Raw genomic sequence first — 25,713 nt, forward strand, 5'->3', positions numbered from 1 at the left:
TCAGGCATCACAACGAGGAGTATTGCCATGAAGGTCGAAGCAATCGTTCCTACCACACAGGTCGTCGATATTTTGTGCGATGTCTGTGGTGCTAGTACTACTAAATCGCTCGGTACGCAGGAATTCGGCACGCTGGAAGCTTGCTGGGGTTATGGTTCGCAGCACGATGGTGAACGATATCAGGTACACCTATGTGAAGGCTGCTTTTTTGGGGCGCTGGCCAACCTGAGACAGGAGCATCGGTTGATGAATATGTTTTCGGATGATTATCAACCCGCAGACCCTGATCAATTTGGGAAAATTGAAGGCAATCGAGAGCTTATCTAACCACGATTTGAGTGGTTGTGTTGATCGGCTCATCAAGTGAGTCGATTGGTCGAGGTCATCGGCTCATCAAGTGAGTCGGTTGGTCGAGGTGATCGGCTCATCAAGTGAGCCGATTGGTCGAGGTGATCGGCTCATCAAATGAGCCGATTGGTCGGGGTGATCGGCTCACCAGATGAGCCTATTGTTGGTGCTTTATGGTCACGTATGAACTGTTAATCAACAGGGGATGCCATGCCGAATCCGGCCGACAAGATCGATAACTGCCTGCGCTCCCATAGGCGTAGTAATCACATCGGCCGGTTTTTCACCACCTAATCCCCACGCAGAGCGGGTGAGCCATCTCATCGTTTTAGCAGTATCTCCCCGGTGTAGGGATATGGCTGCGTCCACTGCTAAGGCTGCCCAGTAAACGCGATCTCCCTGAGCTGTCGATAAGCGATTGCCCCGTTTGATTTGGCGATTCAGTGTGTCTCGGCTAATGCCAATCATCTGGCAAATTGTTCGGGTATTAGACCCCAATAGCGTGCTCAGTTTGACGACGATCTCAGGAGATACACCAGACACTATGTGCTGATGGGCGGCTAGCCAGTTACGTGGTAGACCGAGCGACTCCAGAACAGATAGATTGCTGGTTGGGGGAGATTGCTCTACATGAGTCATGATTAGTCTGCGCCTCCGTCTGGGGGTTGTTGATGGCAGCCCAATGCGAATCATCACTCAGGAGTTCATTGGGTCATCATCTAGTTTGGGGCATTTCGCAAGCCGTTGGCTACAAAATTGACATCATGATGTAATTATATATAAATCAATACTTTAAGTTGGCCAACCCCGATTGGCTCAGTTATCGTTCAACACAAGTGTGCACCAATCAGTTGATGGTATCCATATGGCAGCCATCGTGCGCTCAATCTGTTCCCTTTCTGGCGACTATTGCTGCGAATAGAATCAGTCTATGCGCGGCCCTACAACCTATAAACATTCAATCCTCCAGAGCTGCCATGGCCCCAGGGGTAGAGAGGCCGCACAGGCGTGTGCCAACCTATGAGAGGTGTCATCTGATGACGAAAGTTTTCGTCTAGTTTCCGCTTTGCCGCCTGGCATCTCGCCCGAGCAGGACTATCGTCTGCCGGTGGCGAGTGGGTCATTGTGCTAAACCGATCAAAATGCCCGCTTGGCGGCCTTTCTTGTGGCAAACCAGAGCGGCCACCTCGCTGAGTCAAACTCACCAGCGATTTGTCTTAAACTTTCATCCCGATCAGGCCCTACCGAGCTTCGACAGAGGGTGTAAAAGTGGCGCTACATTACTATTTGGCTGCAAAGCGACCATTTTGCTAAGCGAACTCTGCCATTCAACATAATGGGCATTAGATGCGGCGATTTGGGAGAGGCGAACGGCATATCGGCCTGACTGATAGCGAGCATGACCCACTAGAGTCTTTCTGCGACGGTACACTCGGTCAGATTGGCAGCGAGGGCATTGAACAGTGATAGTGGCTATGATTCAGCAATCGGTTTCAAAAGCCGCCATAACACACAGAAATCAACTCATTGGAGGCACCACTGCGTTCTGGTTAGCATTTTGGATCAGGATGAAATATTGCTTCATGGTGGAAAAATTTATGCAGATGCCCTCAAAAATAGAGCATAAAGCACGCAAGTGCTCTGTGTATTAAGGAGACAGACTATGACAGGGAAAATAGATGGATTGACAGTTTTGAAAGAAGGTGTGCGCTATCACCAATGGATTAGTGGGATACAGCCACCGCTTGAAGGTGTCTCGTTACCTATACTTGCGGATATCGCGCTTCGTAGCAATAAGTACCTACACTTCCTACGCCGAACTCAGGGAATCGAACTTTATAAAGGCGGTGATAACGAAGGATTTCCTATTGTTCAGAGTACCAATCTCAGATACTTCAATAAGGAGAAGGTAGACAAGCCATTGGCTGTGACAGGCATGCGCAACTTTAATCTGACGGAATTATTACCCAGAAATCCTGTTGCAGAGATCTTAATTTATTTCCACGACACGGATGGAGATGATTACGATTACATAGCACAGGAATACAAAGTTCAGCGTGGAACGGATTATAAAAGTGGGCCTGCATCAGGGCCGTTTGATATGAAATTCAAGATCTATCAAGTGAACGTAAAACGACCAGAAGGTGATGTGGCCGAATGGCTACAAGGTGAAGTTGTTCGACTGAAAAACACTTTGGATGGCCTGGATCACGATACGCAAAGCCTTCGCTCGTGGGCAGAAGCTGGTATCAATATGAGGGTCATCTGCGGTGGTTCCCAATGCTGCCCTGTTGGCCTCGTTGAAAGTCGAGAACTACTTGTCCTAGCAAACAAAGGACTGTCTCTCGATGACGTCAGGCAAAAGCTCAAATGCAAAGCCTGCGGAGCACGATGCCGAGACATTTTTCCAGTGTAGAGATCAGACGCATGGTGAATAAGGGGCGATGGGGAAATACACTATTATTTATTATATATTCGATAGGGATGAAACTGTTACGATATTATGTTGAGTGTTATTTTCAATTAAGACGGTGTGCCGTGGTGTTTTTGATTGTGTTGATTGGAGGTAAATATGAAATTTGAATTTAAGGTTATGCCTGCCAATAATCTATGGATGAATGTTGAAGATGCTAAGTCATCGGATGATGAAATCTATGAAAGGTATTTAAATGCTCTATATGAAGATCTTGTACGTATTGATGATCTTGTGGTTGAGCGGATGAGTAAAGATGTGTTTTGGATTGAGACTAAATGCTCATATGAGATGGTAAAAGAGTTGATTAGACCTGTGTTGGGCTCCAGTCTCATAGATGTCTTGCGTTATGACCACCTAAAGGAACTGCCTGTATGATTGTGTATAAGGGGCGGTTACGTTAATTGGCCGCCTTTTGTAATTAAGTTACATTGGCCTGTCACGTCGAGAAGAGCTTGGTTTCCAACTTCAATGTCCTGTTTGCTTGTGGAGCGGGTGGAAAATCTCTTTTAAGTTTCCAACTTAATTGTCACTTTGGATGTCGCTAAGATATTGAAATTTTTGACTCACAAGTTTCCAACTTAGTTGTCCGTGATCAGGCGTTCGCGGCTAAAGCGCCGTAACCTTGTGAACTAAGGCCCTGCATCAGCAGGGCCTTTTTTATGTCGCTCGGCGAAAGAAAGTTAGAGAGGCATAAAAAAACGGCGCCATTGAATGGCGCCGTGAAAATAGGGGGAGCTTGTTGTTGGTATAGGTATCAGGTCAGGCTGAAGCGGCCGATGCTCTGCTGCAGGTGAATGGCCAGTTTGTTGAGATCCTGACAGGCCTGGGCCGTGTGCTGCGCACCCTGGGCGTTCTCGTCGGCGACCTCGTGAATGGTGACCATGTTGCGGTTGAGCTCGCCCGTCACCGTATTCTGCTGCTCGGTGGCGCTGGCAATCTGGGTGTTCATGTCGGTGATATGGGTCACTGCTTCGTTGATCTTGCCGATGCTGTTGCCCGCCTGGCGTGCCAGCTCGACGGAAGTCACCATCTGGTCGCGGTTGGCCTGCATGGCATTGCCGGCATCGATGGCGCAGTTTTGCAGTATTTCGATGATCTTGTTGATCTCGCAGGTCGAGTCCTGGGTGCGTTTGGCCAGGGTGCGTACCTCATCGGCTACCACGGCAAAGCCGCGACCCTGTTCACCGGCGCGTGCGGCCTCGATGGCGGCGTTGAGGGCCAGCAGGTTGGTCTGATCGGCGATGCCGCGGATCACGTCCAGTACCACGCCGATATTGCTGCTCTCCTGCTCCAGGTTGTGGATCACCCGGCCGGTCTGCTCCAGCTGGCTGGAGACCTCTTCGATGCTGTCGATGGCATCCAGCACGACCTGATTGCCCTGATGGGACGCCTCGAAGGCGTGCTGGGCCGCGACGGCTGCGTCGGTGGAGTTGCGGGCAACTTCATGTACCGTGGTCTGCATCTCGTTCATGGCGGTGGCGACCTGGGCAATCTCCTGCTGCTGCTGATGCATGCTCTGGGAAGCCTGAACCGAGATGGTGCTTACCTCTTCCACGGCGCAGCTCAGCTGGCTGACCGAGGCGTCGATATCGTTGACCAGGTCGGTCAGCCCCTCCTTCATGTGGCGGATGGAGTGGGCAAGCTGGCCAATCTCGTCCTTGTGGAAGCGGCCCTGATCGAACCAGTCGCACAGGGTGCCGCGCCCCAGACGGCCGGACGCAATCTGCTGGGCCTGGTCGGCCAGCATCAACAGGGGATCGCGGATCTGGCGAGTCAGGATGGTGGCGAACACGACCACGGCGATGACCCCCAGCAGCAGGGTGATCATGATGTTGATGCGTGCGTTGCCATAGGCCTGTTCGGCCATGCTGCGCCCTTCGACCGCATAGTCCTGGTTGATCTTGATGAGTGCCTCGACGGCCTCGTGGAGCTTGTCGTAAAGGGGCGTGCCATCGCGCAGGAACATATAACGTGCGTTGAGGGTATCACCTTGTTCCAGAGTATTTTTTACCTTGTAGTAAAAATTCAGGTAATTGCGCCAATCGGATTTCAGATCTTCGAAAAGACGGGTCTCGTTTTGATCAAATAGCGTCTTGCGATATTCCTCGAGCAGCATGTCCATTTGTGCCGGCTTGCTGTCCATGATGACCCGATATTCATTTCGTTTTTGCTCATCATCGAAATTGACGAAATAGAGCAATTCATGGCGACGCAGATCGGTCGCGACATTGCGAATATCGTTGGCGCGATTGATGCTGGGGATCACCGCATCTGTGATATCCAGCGTCTGCGTGTTCATATTTTCGAACTGCAGCAGGGAGAAGCCGCCGATGGAGGCCAGCATCAGCCCCAATACGATGAATGCGGCGCTCAGCTTCTTGCCGATGGTCATGTTGTTGATGGACATAGAGGATCCGAACTGTGAGTGTGATTTTTCCTTCCGAAATAGCTGCACTCATCCCGCCAAAATAAATTCAGGCAAGAGAGAATCAGGGGTCCTTGATATAGCGCGGGGTATTGTTTTTTATTATTTAACCTGAGATTTCAGGTGAAACCAAAAGGTGAATTAATTTCTACTATATAACAAAAAGGCATGTTTGGTCAAATGTAATGAGTCGATTAATATCATTTTGGATGGTAAATCGTTTTCTTTTTTTTGTGTTCTGCTGGATGTATTCAGTCTGTTTTTTTAATGAAATTGAACGTTGCAAAATGTAACGTAATTTATTTTTGGTCAGACCAGATAATAGGGGGTGAATAAAAGGACTGGGAGTTGGAAAAATAAAAATCAGAATTGTCAGTTATTTATTGGCGTTAATACCCACATGGGGTTAGCCATGAAACATGGCGTGCCGGGCAGGTAAAGAGGGGCAACCCACCGTGATGGCCGGTGGGTTGGAGAAGGTTGGAGAAGACAAGAGACTGACAAAGAGACTTGATACAGAGAGCGAAAAGGTGGGCAAACGCTGGGCGGCCATGCCCGGTACTTATCTGCCCTGATCCTGCTCTTTCAGCACCTGTGCTATGCCTGCCAGTATGGGGGCTGCGTAGTCGAAGAAACGCTTTATCCCGGGGCAGAGGTAGTTCAGACCAATCTCGCCATCCGGGGTCCTGACCAGGCGATTCTTGGGACATTCGCCCCAGCAGAGCGTCAGGTAGGGGCACTTGAGGCAATATTCGGGCAGGCTGTCCCGCTTGGACATGCCAAAGGCCTCCTGGCGGGTGGAGAAGGCCATGTGGCTCAAGGGGCGCTGTTTGATATCCCCCAGCCGATACTCCGGATAGACGAAGTGATCGCAGGAGAAGACGCTACCATCGTGCTCGATGGCCAGGGCCTTGCCGCAAAACTCGGCGGTGACGCAGAGCTGGGAGGGGTATCCCATGGTCTGGGCCACGGCGGTTTCGAACAGATTGACCAGCACGCGCCCCAGGTCGTTATTGACCCACTCCTCGAACACGGTTGCCAGAAAGGTGCCCCAGTCATCGGGATCCACCGACCAGTCCGTGACGATCGACATGGGGTGGCCGGGTTTGCTCAGCTCGCTGCCGACCAGGGGTAGCATGCTGTCGTTCCAGAATTGCGGGGCCGTGCGTTTGAAATCGCTGGCCTCGACGCAGGGGGTGAACTGGATGTAGGTGGCCCCCAGCTCCCTGGTCAGAAAGCGATACACCTCGAGGGGATATTTCGCATTGTGCCGGTTGATGACGGTCAGGGCATTGAAGGGGATCTGATGTTTGCGCAGCAGCTCGGCCGCCGCCATCACCAGATCGAAGGTGGGTTTGCCGCTGCGGGTCACCCGGTATTTGTCGTGCAGTGCGCGGGGCCCGTCGATGGAGAGGCCAACCAGAAAGCCGTGCTCCTTGAGAAACCGGCACCACTCGTCATTGAGCAGGATGCCGTTGGTCTGCAAGTCGTTGCGGATGCTGACCCCGGGTGGGCAATACTTTTGCTGCAGCGCCACTATCTGGCGAAAGTAGTCGATGCCGAGCAGGGTCGGTTCACCGCCCTGCCAGGAGAAGACGATCTCGTCGCCATCCTGTCCCTCGATGTAGCTGCGGATGAAGGTATCCAGGGTCTCTTCATCCATCCTGGGTTGTCTGGGTTGATGGAGCAGGTCTTCCTTGTGCAGGTAGAAGCAATATTGGCAATCTATGTTGCACTTGGAGCCCCCCGGTTTGGCCATGACATGGAAGCGGCGGGCATAGGCGCCGCTGCTGTCGCGGCTGGCGGTTTTGAGCGGGGTGACGTCCAGGTGCGTCGTGTCACGGGTCCGGATTTTGTTCATCGTTACTCTTCTGATGACTACGGGTGAGGTCGATACGGGATGAAAACCTGACGAAAGGGAAAGGTGTCAGCCTGCGGGATGAAGATGGCGGAGGGATAGCCCTCCGCCGTATCGTTTACTGCTGGGTTTTCTGCATGGCTTCCTGAATGACCTTGGCCATGTCGAAGGTGGTGCTCCCCTGAACCGGCGGATACTTGACCAGGGTGTTGACGTGCTCGCCGACCATCTCGCTGACCGGTGCCAGCATCCAGGACATCTTCTGCACCAGGTGGCCGTTGGCATCGATGGAGTCGTAACTCTCGAACGGATCGGCTCTCAGGTTGTAGAGCTTGGGCTTGGAGAGCGGGGTGAGGTTGTCATAGTAGTTCTCTGCCACCGCGAAGTGGAACTTCCAGGGGCCGACCCGCACCGCCGAGAGCTTGTCCTCGAAGTAGTAGAAGATGGAGTCGCGAGCCGACTCCTTGCTCTTGCCTTCCCAGTAGGCGAGGTTGTTGACGCCATCTATGTACTGTTTCTTCTCGTCCATCATCTTCTTGCTGACGTCAGGAACGCCAGCCGCCGCTGCCAGGGTGGTAAAGAGATCCTGGTGACCCTGGATGCCATTGAGTACGCCACCCGCCGGGATCTGTGCCGGCCAGCGTGCCATCATGGGCACCCGGACGCCCCCTTCATAGGTGGTCATCTTCTCGCCGCGGAATGGCGTGGTGGCGCCATAAGGCCAGGAGGAGTGTTCCGGACCATTGTCGGTGGTATAGATGACGATGGTGTTCTCTTTCAGACCCCGCTTTTCCAGTTCGTCGAGCAGATAGCCGATGTCGCTGTCGTGCTGCATCATGCCGCTACCATGGTAGTCGTATTCACTGGTGTACTGCTCGGCAGCATAGCGCCACTTGTCGTTGAGACGGGTATAGAGGTGCATGCGGCTGGTATTGACCCAGGTAAAGAAGGGCTTGTCTTCTTTGAGCGAGTTGTCGATGAACTTGAGGGCGGCCGGGATCATCTCGGCGCGGTCGAAGTCCTTCATCCGCTCCTGGCCCAGCGGGCCGGTATCGGTACATTTCTGTTTGCCGACTTCACCGAAACGCGGGTCGACCGTCTTGTCTTCGGTCTCGGTGGCGTAGCAGTGCAGGACGCCGCGGGTACCGAACTTCTTGCTGTACGCCTCCACCGAGCCAGAGTACTTCTTGGCAAAATTCTGGTAATCCCGTTGCTCGTGTTCTTCTTGGGTATTGAGGTGATAGAGGTTACCGAAGAATTCGTCGAAGCCATGGACGGTCGGCAGGGCAAAGTTGTGATCCCCCAGGTGGTTCTTGCCAAACTGGCCGGTCTTGTAGCCAACGGCTTTGAGCACTTCGGCCAGAGACGGGGACTCTTTCTTCAGACCCAGCGCACCACCGGGCATGGCAACCGTCGTCATGCCGGAGCGAATGGGGTACTGGCCGGTCAGGAAGGCGGCGCGGCCCGCCGTCGAACTCGGCTGCGCGTAGTGATCGGTGAACTTGATGCCTTCGTTGGCGATCCGGTCGATATTGGGGGTGGTGTAACCCATGGTGCCCATGCCATAGGCGCTGACGTTCTGCCAGCCGACGTCATCACCAAAGATGACCAGAATATTCGGTTTATCCGTTTTTGCCATGACACCGGCGGAGAGGATCATGCTCACTGCCGCAGATATTTTTCCCAATTTCATGTTGTCGCTCCATCTAGGTTCAAAAGAAACCTCATCATCAGCCGAACGGCCTGTACATCCATTACACAGCAGCACATTGAGTCCGGTACACCAAGATACTGTACCCATGTGAACAATGACACGCCACGCCCAGCTTATTACGCAGACACTGACTAATAACCAGAGTGTCAGTTGCGAAATATGAAGAGTGTGATGGGGCTCTCATGAGGAATATTCAAACATGACTTCTGTTCAGGTCATGGTATGAACGTCTGATGAGGCCAAAGGGGAGGGAGCCTCTCTTTATGCCGGCTCAACAACAGGTCAATCTGGTCATATTGATAGGCTGGCGCCAGTGCCATGAATAAATACGCAGACTCTGGCCCGCCGCGATTCGACTCGCCAAGGCCGTGAACGTCGTTGTTGGCCTTGAAGCCTGAGCGTATGGAGGGCCTGGCTGGCAGTTGCAGGAACGTTATTGTGTGACAGCATAATGAGGAGTGATGGATGGACAATACCGAACGATTTTCAGCCCGCGTCGAAGCCTATGTGAAATACCGCCCCGGCTACCCGTCAGCCATGCTGGATTTTCTGTCCGATGAGCTGGCTATGGGGTCAGAGACTCTGGTTGCCGACATCGGGGCGGGTACCGGCATACTGACGGCGCAGCTGTCCCCCAGGGTGCGTCAGGTTTTGGCCGTTGAACCCAATCCGGATATGCGTGCGGCGGCGCAGCAGCTGCTGGCCGAGGTTCCCAATGTCGTCTGTCATGATGGTCGGGCCGAGGCAACCGGCCTGCCGGATGGGGGTGTGGATCTCGTCACGGTCGCCCAAGCGTTCCACTGGTTCAATCGCCCGGCCTTCAAGGCCGAGTGTCGCCGCCTGCTGAAGCCAGGTGGCAGAGTGGCGCTTATCTGGAATGACAGGCTGACGAATACCGAGTTTCTCAAGGCCTACGAGGACGGGCTGCGCACCTATTCCGGCGACTATGAGGAGGTCAATCATCGCAACCTGGGGGAGGATGACTTTGCCGCCTTCTTCGAGGAGGGCTATCGGCTCAGCCGGTTCGACAACTGCCAGTATTTCGATCTGGATGGGGTGCTGGGTCGGCTCAACTCCTCTTCCTATGCCCCCGCTATCGGCACGTCGGCTTATGAGCAGTTGACGGCACTGATCCGCCGCGAGTTTGCGCGCTGGGAGCAAGATGGCCGGATTGCCTTCAATTACAGCACCCTGGTCTACAGCGGCCGAGTCTGACGCTATGGGTTGGCAGGGCATTTATGTCAAGGGTGCCATTAATAGCAGAGCCCTCACCGTGGCCGGAGAGGGCTCTGTTGCCATCTGTTGCCCCGGGGAGTGGGCACGCGTCAGTGGTTCTCTATCTCCAAGAGAGCCATGGCTTTGGCCAGCGCATCGACGGATTCCTGATGCTTGCCCGCCTGGTGCAGAGACTCCCCTTCGGCGCGCAGCTTTTTCACCTGTGCCAATTGCTCGGCACTGAGGTCGGGGGCTCTGGCCAGGGCATCGTCAATCTTCTTCATGTCGGCAGGGCAGTGAAAGGCGAGCGCGCCGCCGGCAAAGAGCAGGGTGAATACAAACAGGAGTGATTTCATCTTGATTACCTCGCTGGGGGACATCTGCAAGAATAGACGTCGTCAGGGCGCAACGAAGGCCCGTGTTTTGGATAGACGGCACAGGAGTGCCGTCACAGGCGACCCGGAGCCATGCGCGGGAAGGTCAGGGTAAAGCAACTGCCCTCTCCCGGGGCCGAACGTACCGTCAGGCAGCCTCCCAGTACCGAGGTGGCGATGCGGCGGCAGATGGATAACCCCAGCCCCGAGCCACCCTTGCCCAGGGTGGTGGTAAAGAAGGGATCGAAGATGTGGGCCAGTACGTTGGGGGCCATGCCCTGACCGTTGTCCAGCACCTCCAGACAGATGGTCTCCTTGTCCTGATAGGCGCTGATCACTATTCGCCCATCCTGCCTGCTCCCTATGCCATGCACGGCGGCGTTGTGAACGAGGTTAAGCAGGACCTGGCTCAGGGGGCCCGGGTAGGTGTCACAGAGAAGTCCCTCACCGACGGTATTTTGCATGATCACACGGTCATAGCCCTGTCCGGCCTTGAGGTTGGCCAGGTTGTCGTCGATGAGGCGCTTGAGTTCGAAGCTACGCCGGCTCTCCGAAGTCTGATCGATGGCCACTTGTTTGAAGCTCTTGACCAGCTTGGCTGATTGGGTGATGGCCTGCAGCGCCAGCTCGCTCATCTCCTGGGTGGCCTGGATAAACTCTTCCAGAGTGGCGCGGCGGATCGTCTGTGCCCCCAACTGGGCGGCCAGTTGTCGCGTTCTCTCCTGCAGGGCCGTGGTGGCGATCAGGGCATTGCCGATGGGGGTGTTCAGCTCGTGAGAGATACCGGCCACCATGGCCCCCAGTGCCGCCAGGGTTTCGGTGTGGATCAGTTCTTCCTGGGTCTTTTTCAGGCTGTCGAGGGTTTGGGTCAACTGCGCCTTGTGCTGTTCGAGATCTTCCTGCGTCTCATGAAGACGAATATTGTCGTAGAGGGTATGCATGCTCTGCTGCACCGAGTCACGAAATTGCCAGAGCAGTTGCCGGTAGAGACCGCCGTAGTCGTTCTCCTCCCGGCTCAGCACGCAGATGGTGCCGAAGATCCGACCATCGGGCCAGCAGAGCGGCAGACCGCAGTAGGAGATCATGCCGAGCTTGATGTCCGGATTGTGATCCCATTCGGGATCCTTGAGGGCATTGGGAACGAGGAGCTCCTGGCGGGTATCCATGACCCGTTCGCAATAGAGCCCGGAGTCGAGGTGCTCACGTGCGCCGGCAGGGTAGCAGTTGTCCGGCGTCTGGCTGGTGATGAAGACTTCGATCTCGTTGGGATGTACCCGCATGATGAGCCCGGCCGGCACGTGAAACAGCTCAGCCATCAGATTGATGGTTTTTTGCCAGGAGAGACGCAGGGAGTCCGGGATCTCGAACTCGGGGGCGATCGGGTACTTGGCGATGCTCGCAGACATGAAGGCGTTCCTGTTTGCTGGGACTATGGTGAGCGGACTCTATTTCCCATTCTAGTTGTCCGGTTCAGGCCGTGCGCGCCATGGTTTGGCAAACGCCGCAGGGTTGAAGCGAACCGGAAGCAAACGGTACCATGATCCTTTCGCCGAATTATTCGCCACCCTTATTCATCATACTGGAGTGCCCATGACCCTCAGACGATTGTTGTCCCCCCTGACCAGTCTGGTGATCTTCATCCTGGGGCACGGCATGTTCAACACCCTGTTGACGGTGCGCCTGTCGGCCGAGGATGTCTCGGCCCAGGCCATCGGCCTGGTGTCGGCCGCCTATTTCGGTGGCCTGGTGCTGGGGGCTTTCGTCAACGCCCGCCTCATCATCCGGGTGGGGCATATCCGGGCCTATGCGGCCTATGCCTCCCTGCTCTGCTTTCTGTTCCTGTTGCACGGCATGGTGGTCGAACCCATCAGCTGGGCGGCGATGCGTCTGGTGGGGGGATTTGCCACCGGCGGCCTGTTCGTGGTGCTGGAGTCCTGGATGCTGGTCTCGAGTACCCCCGCCAACCGGGGGCGGTTGATGTCCCTCTACATGATCCTGCTCTACGGATCCCTTGCCATGGGGCAATTGTTGCTCAAATGGATCGATCCTATGGTGCTCACTCCCTTTGCCCTGTGCGCCATGGCCGCCACCCTGTCGGTGGTGCCGCTCGCCATCTCGCGGGTGGCCATGCCCGCCATGGTGGCGCCGCAGCCGGTCGGGGTGCGCGAGCTGGTGCGCCTCACCCCGGCGGGGATGGGCAGCAGTTTTACCTCAGGCCTTATTTTGGGGGCTATCTATGGCTTGCTGCCCCTCTATTTTGCCGATACCGGAGCCTCCCTTTCCCGGGTGGCGGATATGATGGCGCTGGTGATCCTGGGGGGCATGTGCCTGCAGTACCCCATTGGCCGCATGTCCGACCGCTTCGACCGGCGACTGGTGATCCTGCTGCTGTGCAGCGTGCTGACCCTGCTTGCCCTCTTGATGGTGGCGCTGCCCGCCAGCTGGCGCGAGCCGATCGCGGGGGCCCTGGTGTTCCTGCTCGGCGGCATGGCGTTTTCCATCTATCCCCTGAGCCTCAGCCACGCCTGTGACGAATTGCATCCGGATCAGGTGCTGGGGGCCAACCAGGGGTTGCTGCTCGCCTACAGCATGGGGGCCATGATAGGCCCGCTGCTGGCGCCGCTCCTGATGCGCCCGTTCGGGCCAGAGGGACTGTTCCTCTACTTTGCCCTGTGCGGGGCGCTGCTCGCCACTTACCTTGGCTGGCGCAAGCGGCAGCGGGCGCCCATTCCGCTGGACGAGCATCAGGTGTTTATCCCTGTGCCGCCCAATACCCCCATGACCGCCGAGCTGGAACCCAGAACCGATCTGGCGGGGGAGGCGGTGCCTACCTCCTATGCCACTCCTGATGCTCCCCTTGACACGGCTCCCGAGAACACTCCCGACCTGACTTCCGGCAACACTGGGGGGGCCAGAGAGGGGGCCTAGCCACTTCCCCGTCTGGCCATTTGCCATGGTCAACGAGTCTTACCAGACAATAAAAAACGCCGATCATCTGATCGGCGTTTTTCTTGTTTTGTATTGCCCGAGGTTAGCCGGGCTCGGCGACGGCCTTGCTCTGGGCCTGGCTCTTGCGCTTGATGGCAAAACCCACCCCCAGCACCACCAGCCACACGGGGATCAGCTCGACCGAGATGCGGGTGCCCTCGTTCAAATACATGATCACCAGGATGGCGGCCATGAAGGCGAGGCAGAGGTAGTTGCCAAACGGGCTCCACAGAGCCTTGAACTTGGTAGTCACCCCTTCGGCGGCCTTGACCTTGCGGAACTTAAGGTGAGCCAGGCTGATCATGGCCCAGTTGATGACCAGGGCGGAGACCACCAGAGACATCAGCAGACCGAAGGCCTTGCCCGGGATCAGGTAGTTGATCAGCACGCACAACAGGGTGGCGGCGGCCGAGATGGAGATGGCGGTCAGGGGAACTCCGCTCTTGTTGGTCTTGAGCAGCGCCTTGGGACCGTTACCCTGCTTGGCCAGGCCAAACAGCATGCGGCTGTTGCAGTAGACACAGCTGTTGTAGACGGAGAGCGCGGCGGTCAGTACCACCAGGTTCAGCACGTTGGCCACCAGGTTGCTGTCCAGGGCGTGGAAGATCATCACGAACGGGCTGCCGCCTTCCACCACCTTGCCCCAGGGATAGAGGGAGAGCAGTACGGCCAGGGCACCGATGTAGAAGATGAGGATGCGGTAGATCACCTGGTTGGTGGCTCTGGGGATGCTCTTCTCCGGGTTGTCGGCTTCTGCCGCCGTGATGCCGACCAGCTCCAGGCCGCCGAAGGAGAACATGATGAAGGCCATGGCTATCACCAGCCCGCCCACGCCGTTGGGGAAGAAGCCGCCCTGGGCCCAGAGGTTGCTGACCGTGGCCTCGGGGCCGCCGCTGCCGGAGAGCAGCATCCAGCCGCCAAACCCGATCATGCCGAGAATGGCGACCACCTTGATGATGGCAAACCAGAATTCCATCTCGCCGAACGCCTTGACGTTGGAGAGGTTGATGGCGTTGATCAGCACGAAGAAGAAGGCGGCCGACATCCAGGTCGGGATCTCGGGCCACCAGTACTGGACATAGATACCCACTGCGGTCAGCTCGGCCATGCTCACCAGCACGTAGAGCACCCAGTAGTTCCAGCCGGAGGCAAAGCCGGCGAAGTCACCCCAGTACTTGTAGGCAAAGTGGCTGAACGAGCCGGCAACCGGCTCTTCCACCACCATCTCGCCAAGCTGGCGCATGATGAGAAACGCAATGAAGCCGCCGATGGCATAGCCCAGCAGCACCGAAGGGCCCGCCATCTTGATGGTGTCGGCGATGCCGAGAAACAGGCCGGTGCCGATGGCGCCGCCCAATGCAATCAACTGAATGTGGCGGTTTTTAAGGCCGCGTTTCAGCTCCTCGCCGTCTTGTTTCAAATCCATGGTCTGTCCTTATCTCTCAATTGTCTCTGTCGGTGTTGGGCTCATCCTGAGCAGGCCGCTATGCGTAGCCAAAACCTGACGAAGGCTGTATTTATTTCGTTACGCCATGCGTTTTGTGATTTTTCATGCTGGCTGGCAACGCAAGCAGAATAGTGATAATCCGCCATAAATGCACCTGTTTTCCATGTTGAACGGTGGTGTTTTGCACGATAGCCAGCTTTTTTATGAGTTGAACAAGCTTTTAGTTGGTGGTTGGGTGAAAAATAAGCAATCGAATTGAATTTTGTTGACATGATTTTTTGATAGTGATTTTTCATTGCTTTTACTGAGAAAGGGATGCAAATGATGCACAAGCTGGCTGAAGGGGCGGATAAAGGGGGTCTGGTACAACAGGGGGTGGCCAAGGGCGTGCTACTGGCGCTCTGGTTGGCCATGGCGGCCTGCCCACTGCTCCTGACGATGGCGATCGCCATCCTGGCCGGTTGGGGCTGGTTGGGAGATGAAGGGTTGCTGCAGCACTGGCCACGGCTTCTGCAGGTAGGGGGGCTGATCGGGGGAGTGGCCGGTTGCTGGCTGGCCGAGCGGGTACGCCAAAATGACGGCTTGCTGGCCTGCTATGCTCGCCTGATGAATAACCCTGAGCTCAATCGCCACCACTAAACGGCGCGTTTGGTCAGATGGGAAAGAGGAGGGGCAAGCGCCTTGATGTGCTTGCCCCTCGTTGTATCCGTCGCATCAATGGTCACTGTGATGGCTAGCCATGCCTTGGCTGGCAAGGGCTGACTCCGGATTTTGTCATTATCCTCAGCGATAGCTGTCAAGCTGGCTTAACAGAGGTGGCGGCGCAGGCCGGTTGCCTCCAGGATCTTGGCGCTGATCTCCTCCACCGAGTGGGAACTGGTATCGAGAAAGCGGATCGCCTCCCGGCGAAACAGTCGCTCCACGCTTGCCAGCTCCTGCTCGCACTGTTCCAGTGAAGAGTAACGGCTGTTGGCGCGGCGCTGGTTGCGGATCTCGTGCAGCCGCTGGGGGGCGATGGTGAGGCCGAACAGCTTGTGGCGATTGGCCTTGAGGGCGGTGGGCAGATCCAGGGAGCCCATGTCCTGTTCGATGAAGGGGTAGTTGGCGGCGCGGATGCCAAACTGCAGCGCGAGATAGAGGCTGGTGGGGGTTTTGCCGCAACGTGACACCCCGATCAGTATGATGTCCGCCTCGTCGTACTCCCGGGTGGTGATGCCGTCATCGTTGGCCAGGGCGAAGTTCACTGCCTCGATGCGATCGTCATAGAGTTTGCGGTTCTCCATGCCATGGGTGCGATGGAGCCTGGGCTCGGCCTTGACCCCCAGCTCCTGCTCCAGCGGACTCACGAAGGTGTTGAGAAAATCGTGACCGCAGGCCTCCGCTTTGAGCACCTCTTCCCGTACTTGCGGGTCGACGATGGTGTGGAACAGGATCGGGCGCACCCCGGTCTGGCGGAACTGTTCGTCGATGCGGGCCCGTACCTGCCTCGCCTTTTCCAGAGTCTCCACGAAGGGGATGGTAATCTGTTCAAACGCCAGCGGAAACTGGCTCAGCACGGCGTGGCCGAACACTTCAGCTGTGATGGCGGTGCCGTCGGAAACATAGAATACGGTGTGCACGGGGGCTCCTGTGGTGTGGATTGGCATGGTGGCGAGAAGGAAGTATCTCTCGAAACTATATCAATTTTGTCAACCGGTCTGCTGTGCCTAAGTTGTGAAGTGGCTTGCAAACCTGAGTCGTTACCTTTTTGTGTTGGCATTGTAGAATGTCTGTGTCATTCGGCCATCCCCAAATCTTGCGTGGGGATTTTTTTGACAATAAGTAGAAAACGTTTTCTTGGTCGTTGGCAAAAGCACAAACAGACAATAACGCACAAAACTCACGTACATAAATCAGGGGACAGGGAGCTCTGACTCCCGAGCCCACCAACCTGGAGACATGCAAGTGCAACAGTACGTACTCTGGTACGAGCAACTCGGAATGCAAGATGTAGAACGAGTTGGCGGCAAGAACGCATCCCTTGGCGAGATGATCAGCAACCTCTCTGGCGCCGGTGTATCCGTGCCGGGAGGCTTTGCCACCACCGCCTATGCGTTTAACGAGTTTCTGGAGTCAAGCGGCCTCAACGACAAGATCCACGATCTGCTCGACGCCCTGAATGTGGACGACATCGCCGCCCTCAACCGGGCCGGTCAGCAGATCCGCGACTGGGTGATCGACGCCCCGTTCCAGCCCGAGCTGGAGCAGGCGATCCGGGTTGCCTACGAGAAGTTGAGTGCAGGTGTCGAGGCCTCCTTTGCGGTGCGATCATCGGCCACCGCCGAGGACATGCCGGATGCCTCCTTTGCCGGCCAGCAGGAGACCTTCCTCAACGTGCGCGGCATCGACGCCGTCATGACGGCCGTCAAGCATGTGTTTGCGTCACTGTTCAACGATCGCGCCATCTCCTACCGGGTGCATCAGGGCTATGACCACAAGGGCGTGGCGCTCTCGGCCGGGGTACAGCGCATGGTGCGCTCGGATCTCGCTGCCTCCGGCGTCATGTTCACCCTGGATACTGAATCCGGCTTCAACGACGTGGTCTTCATCACTGGGGCTCACGGCCTTGGCGAGATGGTGGTGCAGGGTGCCGTCAACCCTGACGAGTTCTATGTGCACAAGCCGACCCTCAAGGGTGGGCGTCCCGCCGTGGTGCGCAAGACCCTGGGCTCCAAGCTTATCAAGATGACCTACTCCGACGATGCCGGTCACGGCCGTCAGGTGAAGATCGTCGATACCGTGGATACAGAGCGCAGCCGTTTCTGCATCACCGACGAAGAGGTGATGGATCTGGCGAAACAAGCCCTCATCATCGAGCAGCACTACGGCCGCCCGATGGATATCGAGTGGGCCAAGGATGGTCAGGATGGCAAGCTCTACATCGTCCAGGCGCGCCCGGAAACCGTGCGCAGCCGCCAGGAGGCCAACACGCTCGAACGTTTTGCTCTCAAACAATCCGGCAAGGTGCTGATCGAAGGGCGTGCCATCGGCCACAAGATAGGGGCGGGTCCGGCGCGGGTCATTTCTTCCATCAGCCAGATGGATGAGGTGCAGCCCGGCGACGTGCTGGTCACCGACATGACGGATCCGGACTGGGAGCCCATCATGAAGCGGGCCTCCGCCATCGTCACCAACCGGGGCGGGCGCACCTGCCACGCCGCCATCATCGCCCGCGAGCTGGGCATTCCGGCTGTGGTGGGTTGTGGCAACGCCACCGATCACATCAAGGATGGCCAGCTCATCACCGTCTCCTGTGCGGAAGGGGATACCGGCTTCATCTACGACGGCGAGCTCGACTTTGACGTGGCGGTGACCGAGGTAGGCAACATGCCGCGCCTGCCCATCAAGATCATGATGAACGTGGGCAATCCGGACAGAGCCTTTGACTTCGCTCAACTGCCAAACGCCGGTGTGGGGCTGGCCCGCCTCGAGTTCATCATCAACCGGATGATCGGCGTGCACCCCAAAGCCTTGCTGGAGTTTGATCAGCAAAGCCCCGAGCTTCAGGCCACCATAGCCAAGATGATCGCCGGCTACGAGAGCCCGCGCGAGTTCTACGTCGCCAAGCTGACCGAAGGCATCGCCACCCTGGGCGCCGCTTTCTGGCCGGAGCGGGTGATCGTGCGGATGTCGGACTTCAAGTCCAACGAGTACGCCAACCTGGTGGGCGGTCGTGACTACGAGCCTCATGAAGAGAACCCCATGATCGGTTTCCGTGGTGCGTCCCGTTACATCGCCGACAGCTTCCGCCCCTGCTTCGCCCTCGAGTGCGAGGCGATCAAGCGGGTGCGCGACGTCATGGGGCTGACCAACGTCGAGGTGATGATCCCCTTTGTTCGCACCGTGGGTGAGGCGGAGCAGGTGATCGACATCCTGGCTGAAAATGGCCTGCGCCGCGGCGAGCGGGGGCTCAAGGTGATCATGATGTGCGAGATCCCGAGCAACGCTCTCCTGGCCGACAAGTTCCTCGAGCACGTCGATGGCTTCTCCATCGGCTCCAACGACATGACCCAGCTGACCCTTGGACTTGACAGGGACTCGGGCCTGATCGCCCACCTGTTCGACGAGCGCAACGAAGCGGTCAAGGCGTTGCTGGCCATGGCCATCCAGGCTGCCCGCAAGGCCGGCAAGTATGTGGGGATCTGCGGCCAGGGGCCGTCTGATCACGCCGACTTTGCCGCCTGGCTGGTGGAGCAGGGGATCGATTCGGTGTCGCTGAACCCCGATACCGTGGTCGATACCTGGCTCTATCTGGCCGAGCAGCACGGCGGCAAGTAAGTCTGCAAGCGTGCAGCAATGACAAGGGGGCCTGATGGCCCCCTTGGTTTTTACGGGCGGCAGCCAGGCTGCCGACGTGCTTATTTGGGCTGTTGCTCTGTTCCGGACAGCTCAATCTGCACCTTCACCCCTTCCTCTTTGAGCCGGGTGGCGATGGCGTTGAGATCCGTGCTCGGCTTGGCCTCCAGCAGGGCAATGCCGCCGCTGCTTTGCTTGAATTGCAGGCCGTGGCGGCTTGCGATCGCCTTGGCCTGACTGTCATCGGCTTCCACCAGCAGGGTGCCGCTGACGGTCAGCTCCGGGCTGGCAACGCCCTGCAGCAGGGCATCGCCCCGGCGCAGGGTCTGCTGCGGCACCTTGCCGTCCAGACTGCGGGTGACCCGCTTCTTGCTGCCATCATCAGGGGTCAGGTAGGTCTGACCATTGACCTCTATGGTGCGATATTGCTTGCCGTCTATGGTCACTGACTCCTCGGCACTGGCATAGGTGGTGGCCGTTGCCAGCAGGCTGGCGAGGGCAAGGGTGATCATGGTCTGTTTCATGGATGATTCCTCTGTAATCAGGCGCGGGGCGCGTCATGGCCCAGTACGCGCAGAGACCAGTCGATGAGCTTGCCCGGCTGGCTGTTGTTGCGTTCGGTCAGGGTGCTGCGGGTGTTGGTTCGGCGATCAAGCAGTGAAACCTGACGAGTGCCGTTGGCGATGTCGGTCACCTCCAGTCGCCACTCTCCCTGAGCCGGCTCGCCATAGAACTTGTGGGAGAGCAGGCGCATGTTACGCAATCCCCTGGTGCGAACATAACCCAGCTGCTGCCGGTCGAGGGACTGACCCACCAGGCTGTTGTAGGGGTTGAGCAGCACGCTGCGGGTTCCGGACGGAGAGACCAGCTCGATCAGCAGATCAGGCAGGCGCTGGTGATCCAGGTTGACCATGACCTGTACCGCTTCCACCGTCAACGCCTGCTCGATCTGGATGGCCGAGCGGGTCGGGGCAGCCCCGACGTCAGGAATGGCTGCTGCCCTGCTGTCGCTCGGGGAGACCTTCTGCCAGGGCAGTTGCACCAGCGGCGGCAGCGGGTTGTGGTTGGCGGCGCGCGCCAGAGCCTTGTTGACATCGATCAGACCAAAACCGTAAGTCGGGCTGAACCACATGCCGGCGGCGTTGCGCTCCCACCCTTCCAATGCGGTGACCGTGCGGGCACTGCCTGCGCGGCTGGTGTAGCTCATCTGTACCGCCGGATGTGCGGCATCGACCCGGGTGGCGCTGCGGGCCAGCAGATCCCGCAGGTCCCGCACCGACAGATCCGGATAGGCGGACATCAGCAGCGCTACCGAGCCCGAGGTGTTGGGGGTTGCCGAGGAGGTACCGTTCATCACGCCGTTGTAGTCGCAGCGCGCATCCAGTTGCAGGTTGCCGTGCAGCCGGTTGGCGCTGGGAGCATCATTGCGGTTGTAACCCATGTCGCACCCGGGCAGATCCGTGGTGACCATGGCCGGCGTATCGGTGCCATATTCTCCCCCGGGGGCGCTCAGGAAGACGTTGCTGCCGACGCTGGAGTAGGAGGAGCGCTTGCCATCGGCATTGAGGGCGCTGACCACCAGGTTCCAGAAGTTGCTGTTGGCGGGATCGATATTGCTGTTCTCGAAGGGCAGGAGAGGGCCATTGCCAGTGCGGGAGAGGGCATAGTTGCCGGCGCCGATGCGCTTGAAGCCGTTGCCCGCCGCCTTGATATAGGCCGCGCCTTCTGCCTTGAGAGTTTGCTGCTCGAACAGGCGATCGAGCTGGGCCTGATCCAGATCGGTGGACTCTTGCGGGTCGACCAGACTCATGCCGTAGCTCTGGTTGAAGACCCGGTTGTCACGGCTGGCCTGGCTGTCGCCAAGGGCATAGAGCCAGTCCTTCTGCAACTGCCGGCTGTCGTTGTCGAGCAGGTTGAACCCCTGCAACTGGGCCTGGGGCGCGACGCCTTTGGTACCGACGGCGTTATCTGCCGCAGCGATGAGACCGGCTACCGAGGTGCCGTGGGCGCTGTCGGGATCCGTCGGAGTGGGATCGCTGCTGCCGGTGACCACGTTTTTGGAGCCCGGCCGCACGTTGTCGGCCAGATCAGGGTGGGCAATGGCCAGGCCGTCATCCACTACGGCCACATTGATCCCCTGTCCCAGCACACCGGTGCGGTGTGCCCACCAGAGGTTGAGGTCGTTACCAGCCACGCCGCCGCGGGCGCTGAAGGCATCCTGGCCGCTGTTGAGCAGGTGCCACTGCTGGTCTTGCAGGGGATTGCTGCCCGGCAGGCAACGCATTGCGCTATTGCGGGCGGTATCCACGCCACTCTCCTTGCCGGTGAGCGGGGCACAGTTTTCATTTGCCTGAACGAGTGCGACTGGCAGGGTCGACAGCAGTGCTGTGATCGCCAGTGCTAACGATGTTTGCTTCATTATTTTTAACTCCATCTAGGATCGCACCTTCCTGGGTGCGAATGGAATCTATACACGGGATGAAGCGAGTCAAAAGACTCTCTTTAAGGAACTCTGACTAGCTTCAAAGAAATCCGATCTGGTTTGTGGTGGGTATTCCATTGGCGCTCTTTTTGTGATTTATTGAGAGCATTTCTCATTTGCCTTTATTGATTTTTTTGTTTTTTAAACGCTTTGCGAGCGCCATATCGGGTGGGATGAGTAGCGGGGAGTGGACCGGCCTTGTCGCAACAGGAGCCGGTATGAGAGCCATAGGGTAGGGCAAGCAGCAGGTGGTCAGATGGCGAGCTCGGTCACAGGGAAACCCGCCAATAGCCAGAACAGGGCGGTGAACAGGGCGAGGCCTATCAGGCTCCAGCACAGATAGCGGCGGGTCGCCGCCATGCCGATGACGCTGATCGTTGCCGCCACCCAGCCGGCTACCAGCAGATAGATGAAGGGGGCCATGTTGTCCATCATGGCGCCTTACCTCACGAGTGCCAGCACCTGACGAAACGCCGGATGGCGGCAATTTCCCAGCAGTTCGTAGAGGCACATCTCCACCGAGGTAAGCTCGGCCCCTTGGGCTGCAAGTTTGCCGATGGCCAGCTCCCGGTTGGCGGGAGTGCGTGAGGAGACCGCATCTACCACCAGCGAGACCTCGCTGCCGCTTGCCAGCAGCCCAAGTACCGTCTGATAGACGCAGATATGAGCCTCGATGCCGCACACCAACCAGTGGTTGACTCCGGTCTGGGTGAGGGCGGCGGCCACGGTCGGCTCACCCAGGGCACCGAAGCTGAATTTGGTGAGCACAAGGTCATCTGCCTGCAACCCTTGCAACTCGGGCACAGTGGCCCCCAGTTTGTCCGGATTTTGCTCCAGCCAGACAACCGGCAATCCCAGCGCTCTGGCCCCTTGCACCAGGCGCTGCGTATTGGTGATAAGGGCCTTGCTCCCCTCGACCAGGCGCGCCAGCTTGCCCTGAATATCGACGACCAGCAGGCCGGTCGTGGCCACCGTCAGCGGCTGTATTCCCATCATTTGCTCTCCTTGCAGCGGTTTTCTCGGGCCGATTGCGCCAAAGAGGCACGCCCTCAGAATGTTTGACTATACCGGAATCACCTCCGATTTAAGCTCTCTATGAATCCTTTATTTGTGTCATGAAGGACAGCTGACCCTCATTTTCCAGTCTGCCCTGTTTTGCCGCTTGGCGAAGGGAAGGGGCTCTGTTATTGTGATAAAACAGCCGTTTGGATGGCTGGATGGTTGGATGGTTATGGTCGTGTCGTTTATCGTCCCGGATTGCACCTCTGGCCACCCTCTTGATGATCGTTTTGACAAGGAGTCCCTATGCAACGCCGTTCCTTCTTCAAACTTTCCGCACTGGCGCTGCTCGCCAGCAGCCTGCCGTTTTCCGTCCTCGCCGCCGATCCGGCCAAGAAAGAGATAGTGATCGGCACGACCGTGGGGGATTTTGCCGACATGGTGACCGATTCCATCAAGCCGCAGCTGGAGGCCAAGGGCTACCGGGTCAAACTGGTTGAGTTCACCGACTATGTGACTCCCAATATTGCTCTGGCCGATGGTTCGCTCGATGTGAACTGCTTCCAGCACAAACCCTATCTGGAGAGCTTTGCCAAGGATCGGGGGCTTTCGCTCGCCCCCATCACCCAGGTGCCGACCGGCCCCATGGGCCTCTATTCCGGCAAGAAGGGGCAGCTGGCCGAGGTGGGTGAGGGGAGTTCTGTGGCCATTCCCAACGATCCCACCAACCAGGCGCGGGCGCTGCTGATGCTGCAGGACTTGGGCTGGCTCACGCTCAAGGAGGGGATCAATCCGCTCAAGGCGAGTGAGTTCGATGTAGTGGACAACCCCCACGACATCAAGCTGGTGTTGCTGGAGGCGGCCCAGCTGCCCCGTTCACGGGAAGACGTGGATTTTTCCGTCATCAACGGCAACTTCGCCGCCTCCAGCGGCATCCCGTTCAGCGAGGGCTTGTTCCTTGAGCGCAGCTACGACTTTATCAACTGGGTAGTGGTGAAGAGTGCCGATGCGGACAAGCCGTTTGCCAAAGACGTGGCGGCAGCCTACAACTCCCCCGAATTCAAGGCCTATGCGGCCAAGCGCTTCGCGGGTTACAAGTACCCGCAGGGGTGGGGCGGTTAATACCGGGATGGCGACAGACAATAAAAAACGCCCCGCATGCGGGGCGTTTTCATGTCCGGCCATCAGGGGTGGCGATAGAAGCGGTTCAGCTCGTTCATCACCTGGATCATGGCTCCCATGTCCGGGTTGCCGTGCTTGATGGGACGATAGCTCTTTTGCTCCAGCAGCTCGAAGTCACCCTGCTTGTTGAAGTGGGTGATGGTGTTGTCCTGATAGATGGCAAAGTCGTTCTGATCGCCCGCCAGCAGCCAGGGGCGCGGGCTGGTATCAAACAGGCTGCGACCTATGCTGTAGTCCCGCGCCGGGTTGCGCACCCCCAGCATGCCCTGCATCAGGGTCGGTACCAGATCGAGATGGCTGCTGGGTTGTGACATCACCTGGCTGTCGCGACCGGGCCAGGCCAGCACGAAGGGCACCTGCACCTGATAGGGGGAATAGTTGGTGCCGGCTCCCCAGCTGTTGCTGCGGGTGTCGTTGAACTCCTGGCCATGATCCGAGGTGATGACGACTATGGTGTTGTCGCTCATGCCCTGCTGTTGCAGCTGGGTCAGCATCTGCTCCAGCAGCTGGTCGGTATAGAAGACCGAGTTCTTGTAGCGGTTTTCGAGCTTTTGCAGGTTCTCGGCCCGATAGGCGGTGGCCGGGTTGAAGTTGGTCAGCTCCGGCTGGAATGGCCCCTTCATGGTCGCCGGCAACTGGTAGTCGCCCGGGCTCGACAGATAGACCAGCGAGAACCAGGGGCGCTCCGGTGTGCGCTTCTCGAGCCAGCCCTGCCAGTCGGACAGCAGCTTGCCGTCGTCGAGCTCTTCGGAGACGAATACCTGTTTGCGCAGGCCGGCCAGAATGCTCTGGCGATACTTCTGGGCATCTTCCATCGCGCCAAACAGACCGAACTGGTAGTCCTGACGCAGCATCTCGTCGAACAGCACGGGGGGCCGCTTCTCGCTGCTGATGTCCTGGTAGTAGTGGCCGGGCAGACCGTAGAAGAGGCCGAACATGCCCATCAGTGCGTCGTTGCCGCTGCTTAAGTGATTGCGGAACGTCAAATTCCGGGAGGCATAACGCTGCAGGTTGGGCATGTTGATGTTGTTCAGCATGTCAAAGCGCAGGGAGTCGACCACCACCACCAGCAGGTTGTTGTGGCTGCTGGGAGCGTTGACGTTGAGCGGGCGCAGGGGATAGTGCATCCGGCTGTCGCTGCCACTGTTGTTCTCCGACGCAGCCTGCTTCTTCTCGTACTGATCCAGATCCAGCCAGCCATGCTTGGCCAGGAAGGAGCGAGCCGTCATGGGGTAGGAGAGGGGGAAGTTGGCCCGTTGCATGGTGATGGGCTGATACAGGGTGGCATCCGCCCAGCTGTTGACCAGATGGGTCAGGATGAAGCAGACCAGCAGGGCCAATCCCACCTGATTGCCGTACTGACGGCGCTTGCGCTTGTTGATCTTGCGCCAGACGTAGGCTGACAGCAGCAACTGCAACAGGAAGATGGTGGGCACTGCGACGAAGATGATGCTCCAGATAGAGCCCTCCTCGGTCTGGGCCTGATCCAGCAGCAGTTGCCACACCTGGGCATTCAGGTGGAACTTGAACAGCCTGAATACCTGGGTGTCGATAAGCAGCAGCACCAGCGCCAGGGTGGCGACGATGGCCGAAATAAAGCGCAGGGATTTCTCTTTGGGCAAGAGGAAGGTGAGCGGAAAAATCGTCAACAAATAGGTGACGAAGCTCAGGAAAGAGAAGTGGCCAATCCAGCTCACAACAAGGTAGATCACGCCGAGCGTGGTCGATGGCCAACTGATGGCACCCAGATAGCGGGTGGCGATCAGCATGGCCAGGATGATGTTGAAGAAGGAGAACCAATGCCCCCAGGTGATCAGGCGAGAGACATTATCACGATAGGGGTTACCGGTTTCGACCATAGTGATCCATC

23 protein-coding genes are annotated in these 25,713 nt (G+C 57.6%); 8 read left to right on the forward strand and 15 right to left on the reverse strand.

The window, feature by feature from the left end:
• The first annotated feature begins 27 nt into the window (after positions 1-27).
• Entirely contained in the window at positions 28-327 is a 300-nt protein-coding gene (locus tag ACB034_RS01190) for a hypothetical protein (protein ID WP_024941359.1), read from the forward strand.
• Between the two features lie 216 nt (positions 328-543).
• Here the strand turns inward: ACB034_RS01190 and ACB034_RS01195 are convergent, their stop codons facing one another.
• Together ACB034_RS01195 and ACB034_RS01200 are read right to left on the reverse strand one after the other, a co-directional pair.
• On the reverse strand, positions 544-1,041 hold the full coding sequence (locus tag ACB034_RS01195) for an antitoxin Xre/MbcA/ParS toxin-binding domain-containing protein (protein ID WP_306236834.1): 498 nt from the start codon (positions 1,039-1,041) through the stop codon (positions 544-546).
• A 541-nt stretch (positions 1,042-1,582) separates the two neighbouring features.
• Positions 1,583-1,828, reverse strand: a complete 246-nt coding sequence (locus tag ACB034_RS01200) for an IS1 family transposase (RefSeq protein ID WP_181269005.1) — start codon at positions 1,826-1,828, stop codon at positions 1,583-1,585.
• A 183-nt stretch (positions 1,829-2,011) separates the two neighbouring features.
• Between ACB034_RS01200 and ACB034_RS01205 the strand changes: the two genes are divergently transcribed.
• A complete protein-coding gene (locus tag ACB034_RS01205) occupies positions 2,012-2,764 on the forward strand; it encodes a hypothetical protein (protein ID WP_181224285.1) in 753 nt (250 codons plus the stop codon).
• Positions 2,765-2,920: 156 nt separating this feature from the next.
• A complete protein-coding gene (locus tag ACB034_RS01210) occupies positions 2,921-3,199 on the forward strand; it encodes a hypothetical protein (RefSeq protein ID WP_181224284.1) in 279 nt (92 codons plus the stop codon).
• Between the two features lie 379 nt (positions 3,200-3,578).
• Here the strand turns inward: ACB034_RS01210 and ACB034_RS01215 are convergent, their stop codons facing one another.
• From ACB034_RS01215 to ACB034_RS01225, 3 genes are all read right to left on the reverse strand, one after another.
• Positions 3,579-5,231: a methyl-accepting chemotaxis protein gene (locus tag ACB034_RS01215; protein ID WP_061477205.1), complete on the reverse strand. Its 1,653-nt coding sequence runs from the start codon at positions 5,229-5,231 to the stop codon at positions 3,579-3,581.
• A 580-nt stretch (positions 5,232-5,811) separates the two neighbouring features.
• On the reverse strand, positions 5,812-7,110 hold the full coding sequence (locus ACB034_RS01220) for an anaerobic sulfatase maturase (RefSeq protein ID WP_371171862.1): 1,299 nt from the start codon (positions 7,108-7,110) through the stop codon (positions 5,812-5,814).
• Positions 7,111-7,225: 115 nt separating this feature from the next.
• Positions 7,226-8,767, reverse strand: a complete 1,542-nt coding sequence (locus tag ACB034_RS01225; RefSeq protein ID WP_371172061.1) for an arylsulfatase — start codon at positions 8,765-8,767, stop codon at positions 7,226-7,228.
• A gap of 519 nt (positions 8,768-9,286) precedes the next feature.
• Here ACB034_RS01225 and ACB034_RS01230 point away from each other — a divergent pair.
• Positions 9,287-10,036, forward strand: coding sequence for a class I SAM-dependent methyltransferase (locus tag ACB034_RS01230; RefSeq protein ID WP_371171863.1), 750 nt, complete (start codon positions 9,287-9,289; stop codon positions 10,034-10,036).
• 110 nt (positions 10,037-10,146) lie between these two features.
• On the opposite strand, the gene ACB034_RS01235 is transcribed toward ACB034_RS01230, so the two are convergent.
• Together ACB034_RS01235 and ACB034_RS01240 are read right to left on the reverse strand one after the other, a co-directional pair.
• On the reverse strand, positions 10,147-10,392 hold the full coding sequence (locus ACB034_RS01235) for a hypothetical protein (protein WP_042024934.1): 246 nt from the start codon (positions 10,390-10,392) through the stop codon (positions 10,147-10,149).
• A gap of 92 nt (positions 10,393-10,484) precedes the next feature.
• Entirely contained in the window at positions 10,485-11,816 is a 1,332-nt protein-coding gene (locus ACB034_RS01240) for an ATP-binding protein (protein WP_371171864.1), read from the reverse strand.
• 184 nt (positions 11,817-12,000) lie between these two features.
• Between ACB034_RS01240 and ACB034_RS01245 the strand changes: the two genes are divergently transcribed.
• On the forward strand, positions 12,001-13,338 hold the full coding sequence (locus ACB034_RS01245) for an MFS transporter (protein WP_371171865.1): 1,338 nt from the start codon (positions 12,001-12,003) through the stop codon (positions 13,336-13,338).
• Positions 13,339-13,441: 103 nt separating this feature from the next.
• Here ACB034_RS01245 and ACB034_RS01250 read toward each other — a convergent pair whose 3' ends face one another.
• Together ACB034_RS01250 and ACB034_RS01255 are read right to left on the reverse strand one after the other, a co-directional pair.
• On the reverse strand, positions 13,442-14,824 hold the full coding sequence (locus ACB034_RS01250) for an amino acid permease (protein WP_371171866.1): 1,383 nt from the start codon (positions 14,822-14,824) through the stop codon (positions 13,442-13,444).
• A 41-nt stretch (positions 14,825-14,865) separates the two neighbouring features.
• The gene (locus tag ACB034_RS01255; RefSeq protein ID WP_371171867.1) at positions 14,866-15,141 is read right to left on the reverse strand and encodes a hypothetical protein; all 276 of its coding nucleotides are present in this window, start codon (positions 15,139-15,141) and stop codon (positions 14,866-14,868) included.
• A 25-nt stretch (positions 15,142-15,166) separates the two neighbouring features.
• On the opposite strand from ACB034_RS01255, the gene ACB034_RS01260 reads away from it, so the two are divergent.
• Positions 15,167-15,484, forward strand: a complete 318-nt coding sequence (locus ACB034_RS01260; protein ID WP_371171868.1) for a hypothetical protein — start codon at positions 15,167-15,169, stop codon at positions 15,482-15,484.
• A gap of 167 nt (positions 15,485-15,651) precedes the next feature.
• Here ACB034_RS01260 and ACB034_RS01265 read toward each other — a convergent pair whose 3' ends face one another.
• Entirely contained in the window at positions 15,652-16,464 is an 813-nt protein-coding gene (locus ACB034_RS01265) for a pyruvate, water dikinase regulatory protein (RefSeq protein ID WP_026456094.1), read from the reverse strand.
• Between the two features lie 319 nt (positions 16,465-16,783).
• Here ACB034_RS01265 and ppsA point away from each other — a divergent pair, with 319 nt between their 5' ends.
• A complete protein-coding gene (gene ppsA, locus ACB034_RS01270) occupies positions 16,784-19,162 on the forward strand; it encodes a phosphoenolpyruvate synthase (protein ID WP_371171869.1) in 2,379 nt (792 codons plus the stop codon).
• 80 nt (positions 19,163-19,242) lie between these two features.
• Here the strand turns inward: ppsA and ACB034_RS01275 are convergent, their stop codons facing one another.
• The 4 genes from ACB034_RS01275 to ACB034_RS01290 all read right to left on the reverse strand — a co-directional run bounded on the left by ACB034_RS01275 (position 19,243) and on the right by ACB034_RS01290 (position 22,655).
• Entirely contained in the window at positions 19,243-19,704 is a 462-nt protein-coding gene (locus tag ACB034_RS01275) for a hypothetical protein (RefSeq protein ID WP_201941140.1), read from the reverse strand.
• A gap of 17 nt (positions 19,705-19,721) precedes the next feature.
• Positions 19,722-21,599, reverse strand: a complete 1,878-nt coding sequence (locus ACB034_RS01280) for a S8 family serine peptidase (RefSeq protein ID WP_371171870.1) — start codon at positions 21,597-21,599, stop codon at positions 19,722-19,724.
• Between the two features lie 315 nt (positions 21,600-21,914).
• Complete coding sequence (locus ACB034_RS01285) at positions 21,915-22,097, reverse strand: hypothetical protein (RefSeq protein WP_371171871.1); 183 nt, start codon at positions 22,095-22,097, stop codon at positions 21,915-21,917.
• 6 nt (positions 22,098-22,103) lie between these two features.
• Positions 22,104-22,655 carry an isochorismatase family protein gene (locus tag ACB034_RS01290; protein WP_371172062.1) on the reverse strand — a complete coding sequence of 184 codons (552 nt, stop codon included), beginning with the start codon at positions 22,653-22,655 and terminating at the stop codon, positions 22,104-22,106.
• A gap of 312 nt (positions 22,656-22,967) precedes the next feature.
• Between ACB034_RS01290 and ACB034_RS01295 the strand changes: the two genes are divergently transcribed.
• The gene (locus tag ACB034_RS01295; RefSeq protein WP_026457612.1) at positions 22,968-23,783 is read left to right on the forward strand and encodes a MetQ/NlpA family ABC transporter substrate-binding protein; all 816 of its coding nucleotides are present in this window, start codon (positions 22,968-22,970) and stop codon (positions 23,781-23,783) included.
• A 62-nt stretch (positions 23,784-23,845) separates the two neighbouring features.
• On the opposite strand, the gene ACB034_RS01300 is transcribed toward ACB034_RS01295, so the two are convergent.
• Positions 23,846-25,702 (reverse strand): DUF3413 domain-containing protein, encoded by a 1,857-nt coding sequence (locus ACB034_RS01300; RefSeq protein ID WP_042069726.1) that lies wholly within the window; start codon positions 25,700-25,702, stop codon positions 23,846-23,848.
• Positions 25,703-25,713: the final 11 nt, after the last annotated feature.

The sequence above is a fragment of the Aeromonas sp. S18(2024) genome (genome assembly GCF_041402525.1).
Lineage (GTDB): Bacteria > Pseudomonadota > Gammaproteobacteria > Enterobacterales > Aeromonadaceae > Aeromonas > Aeromonas enteropelogenes.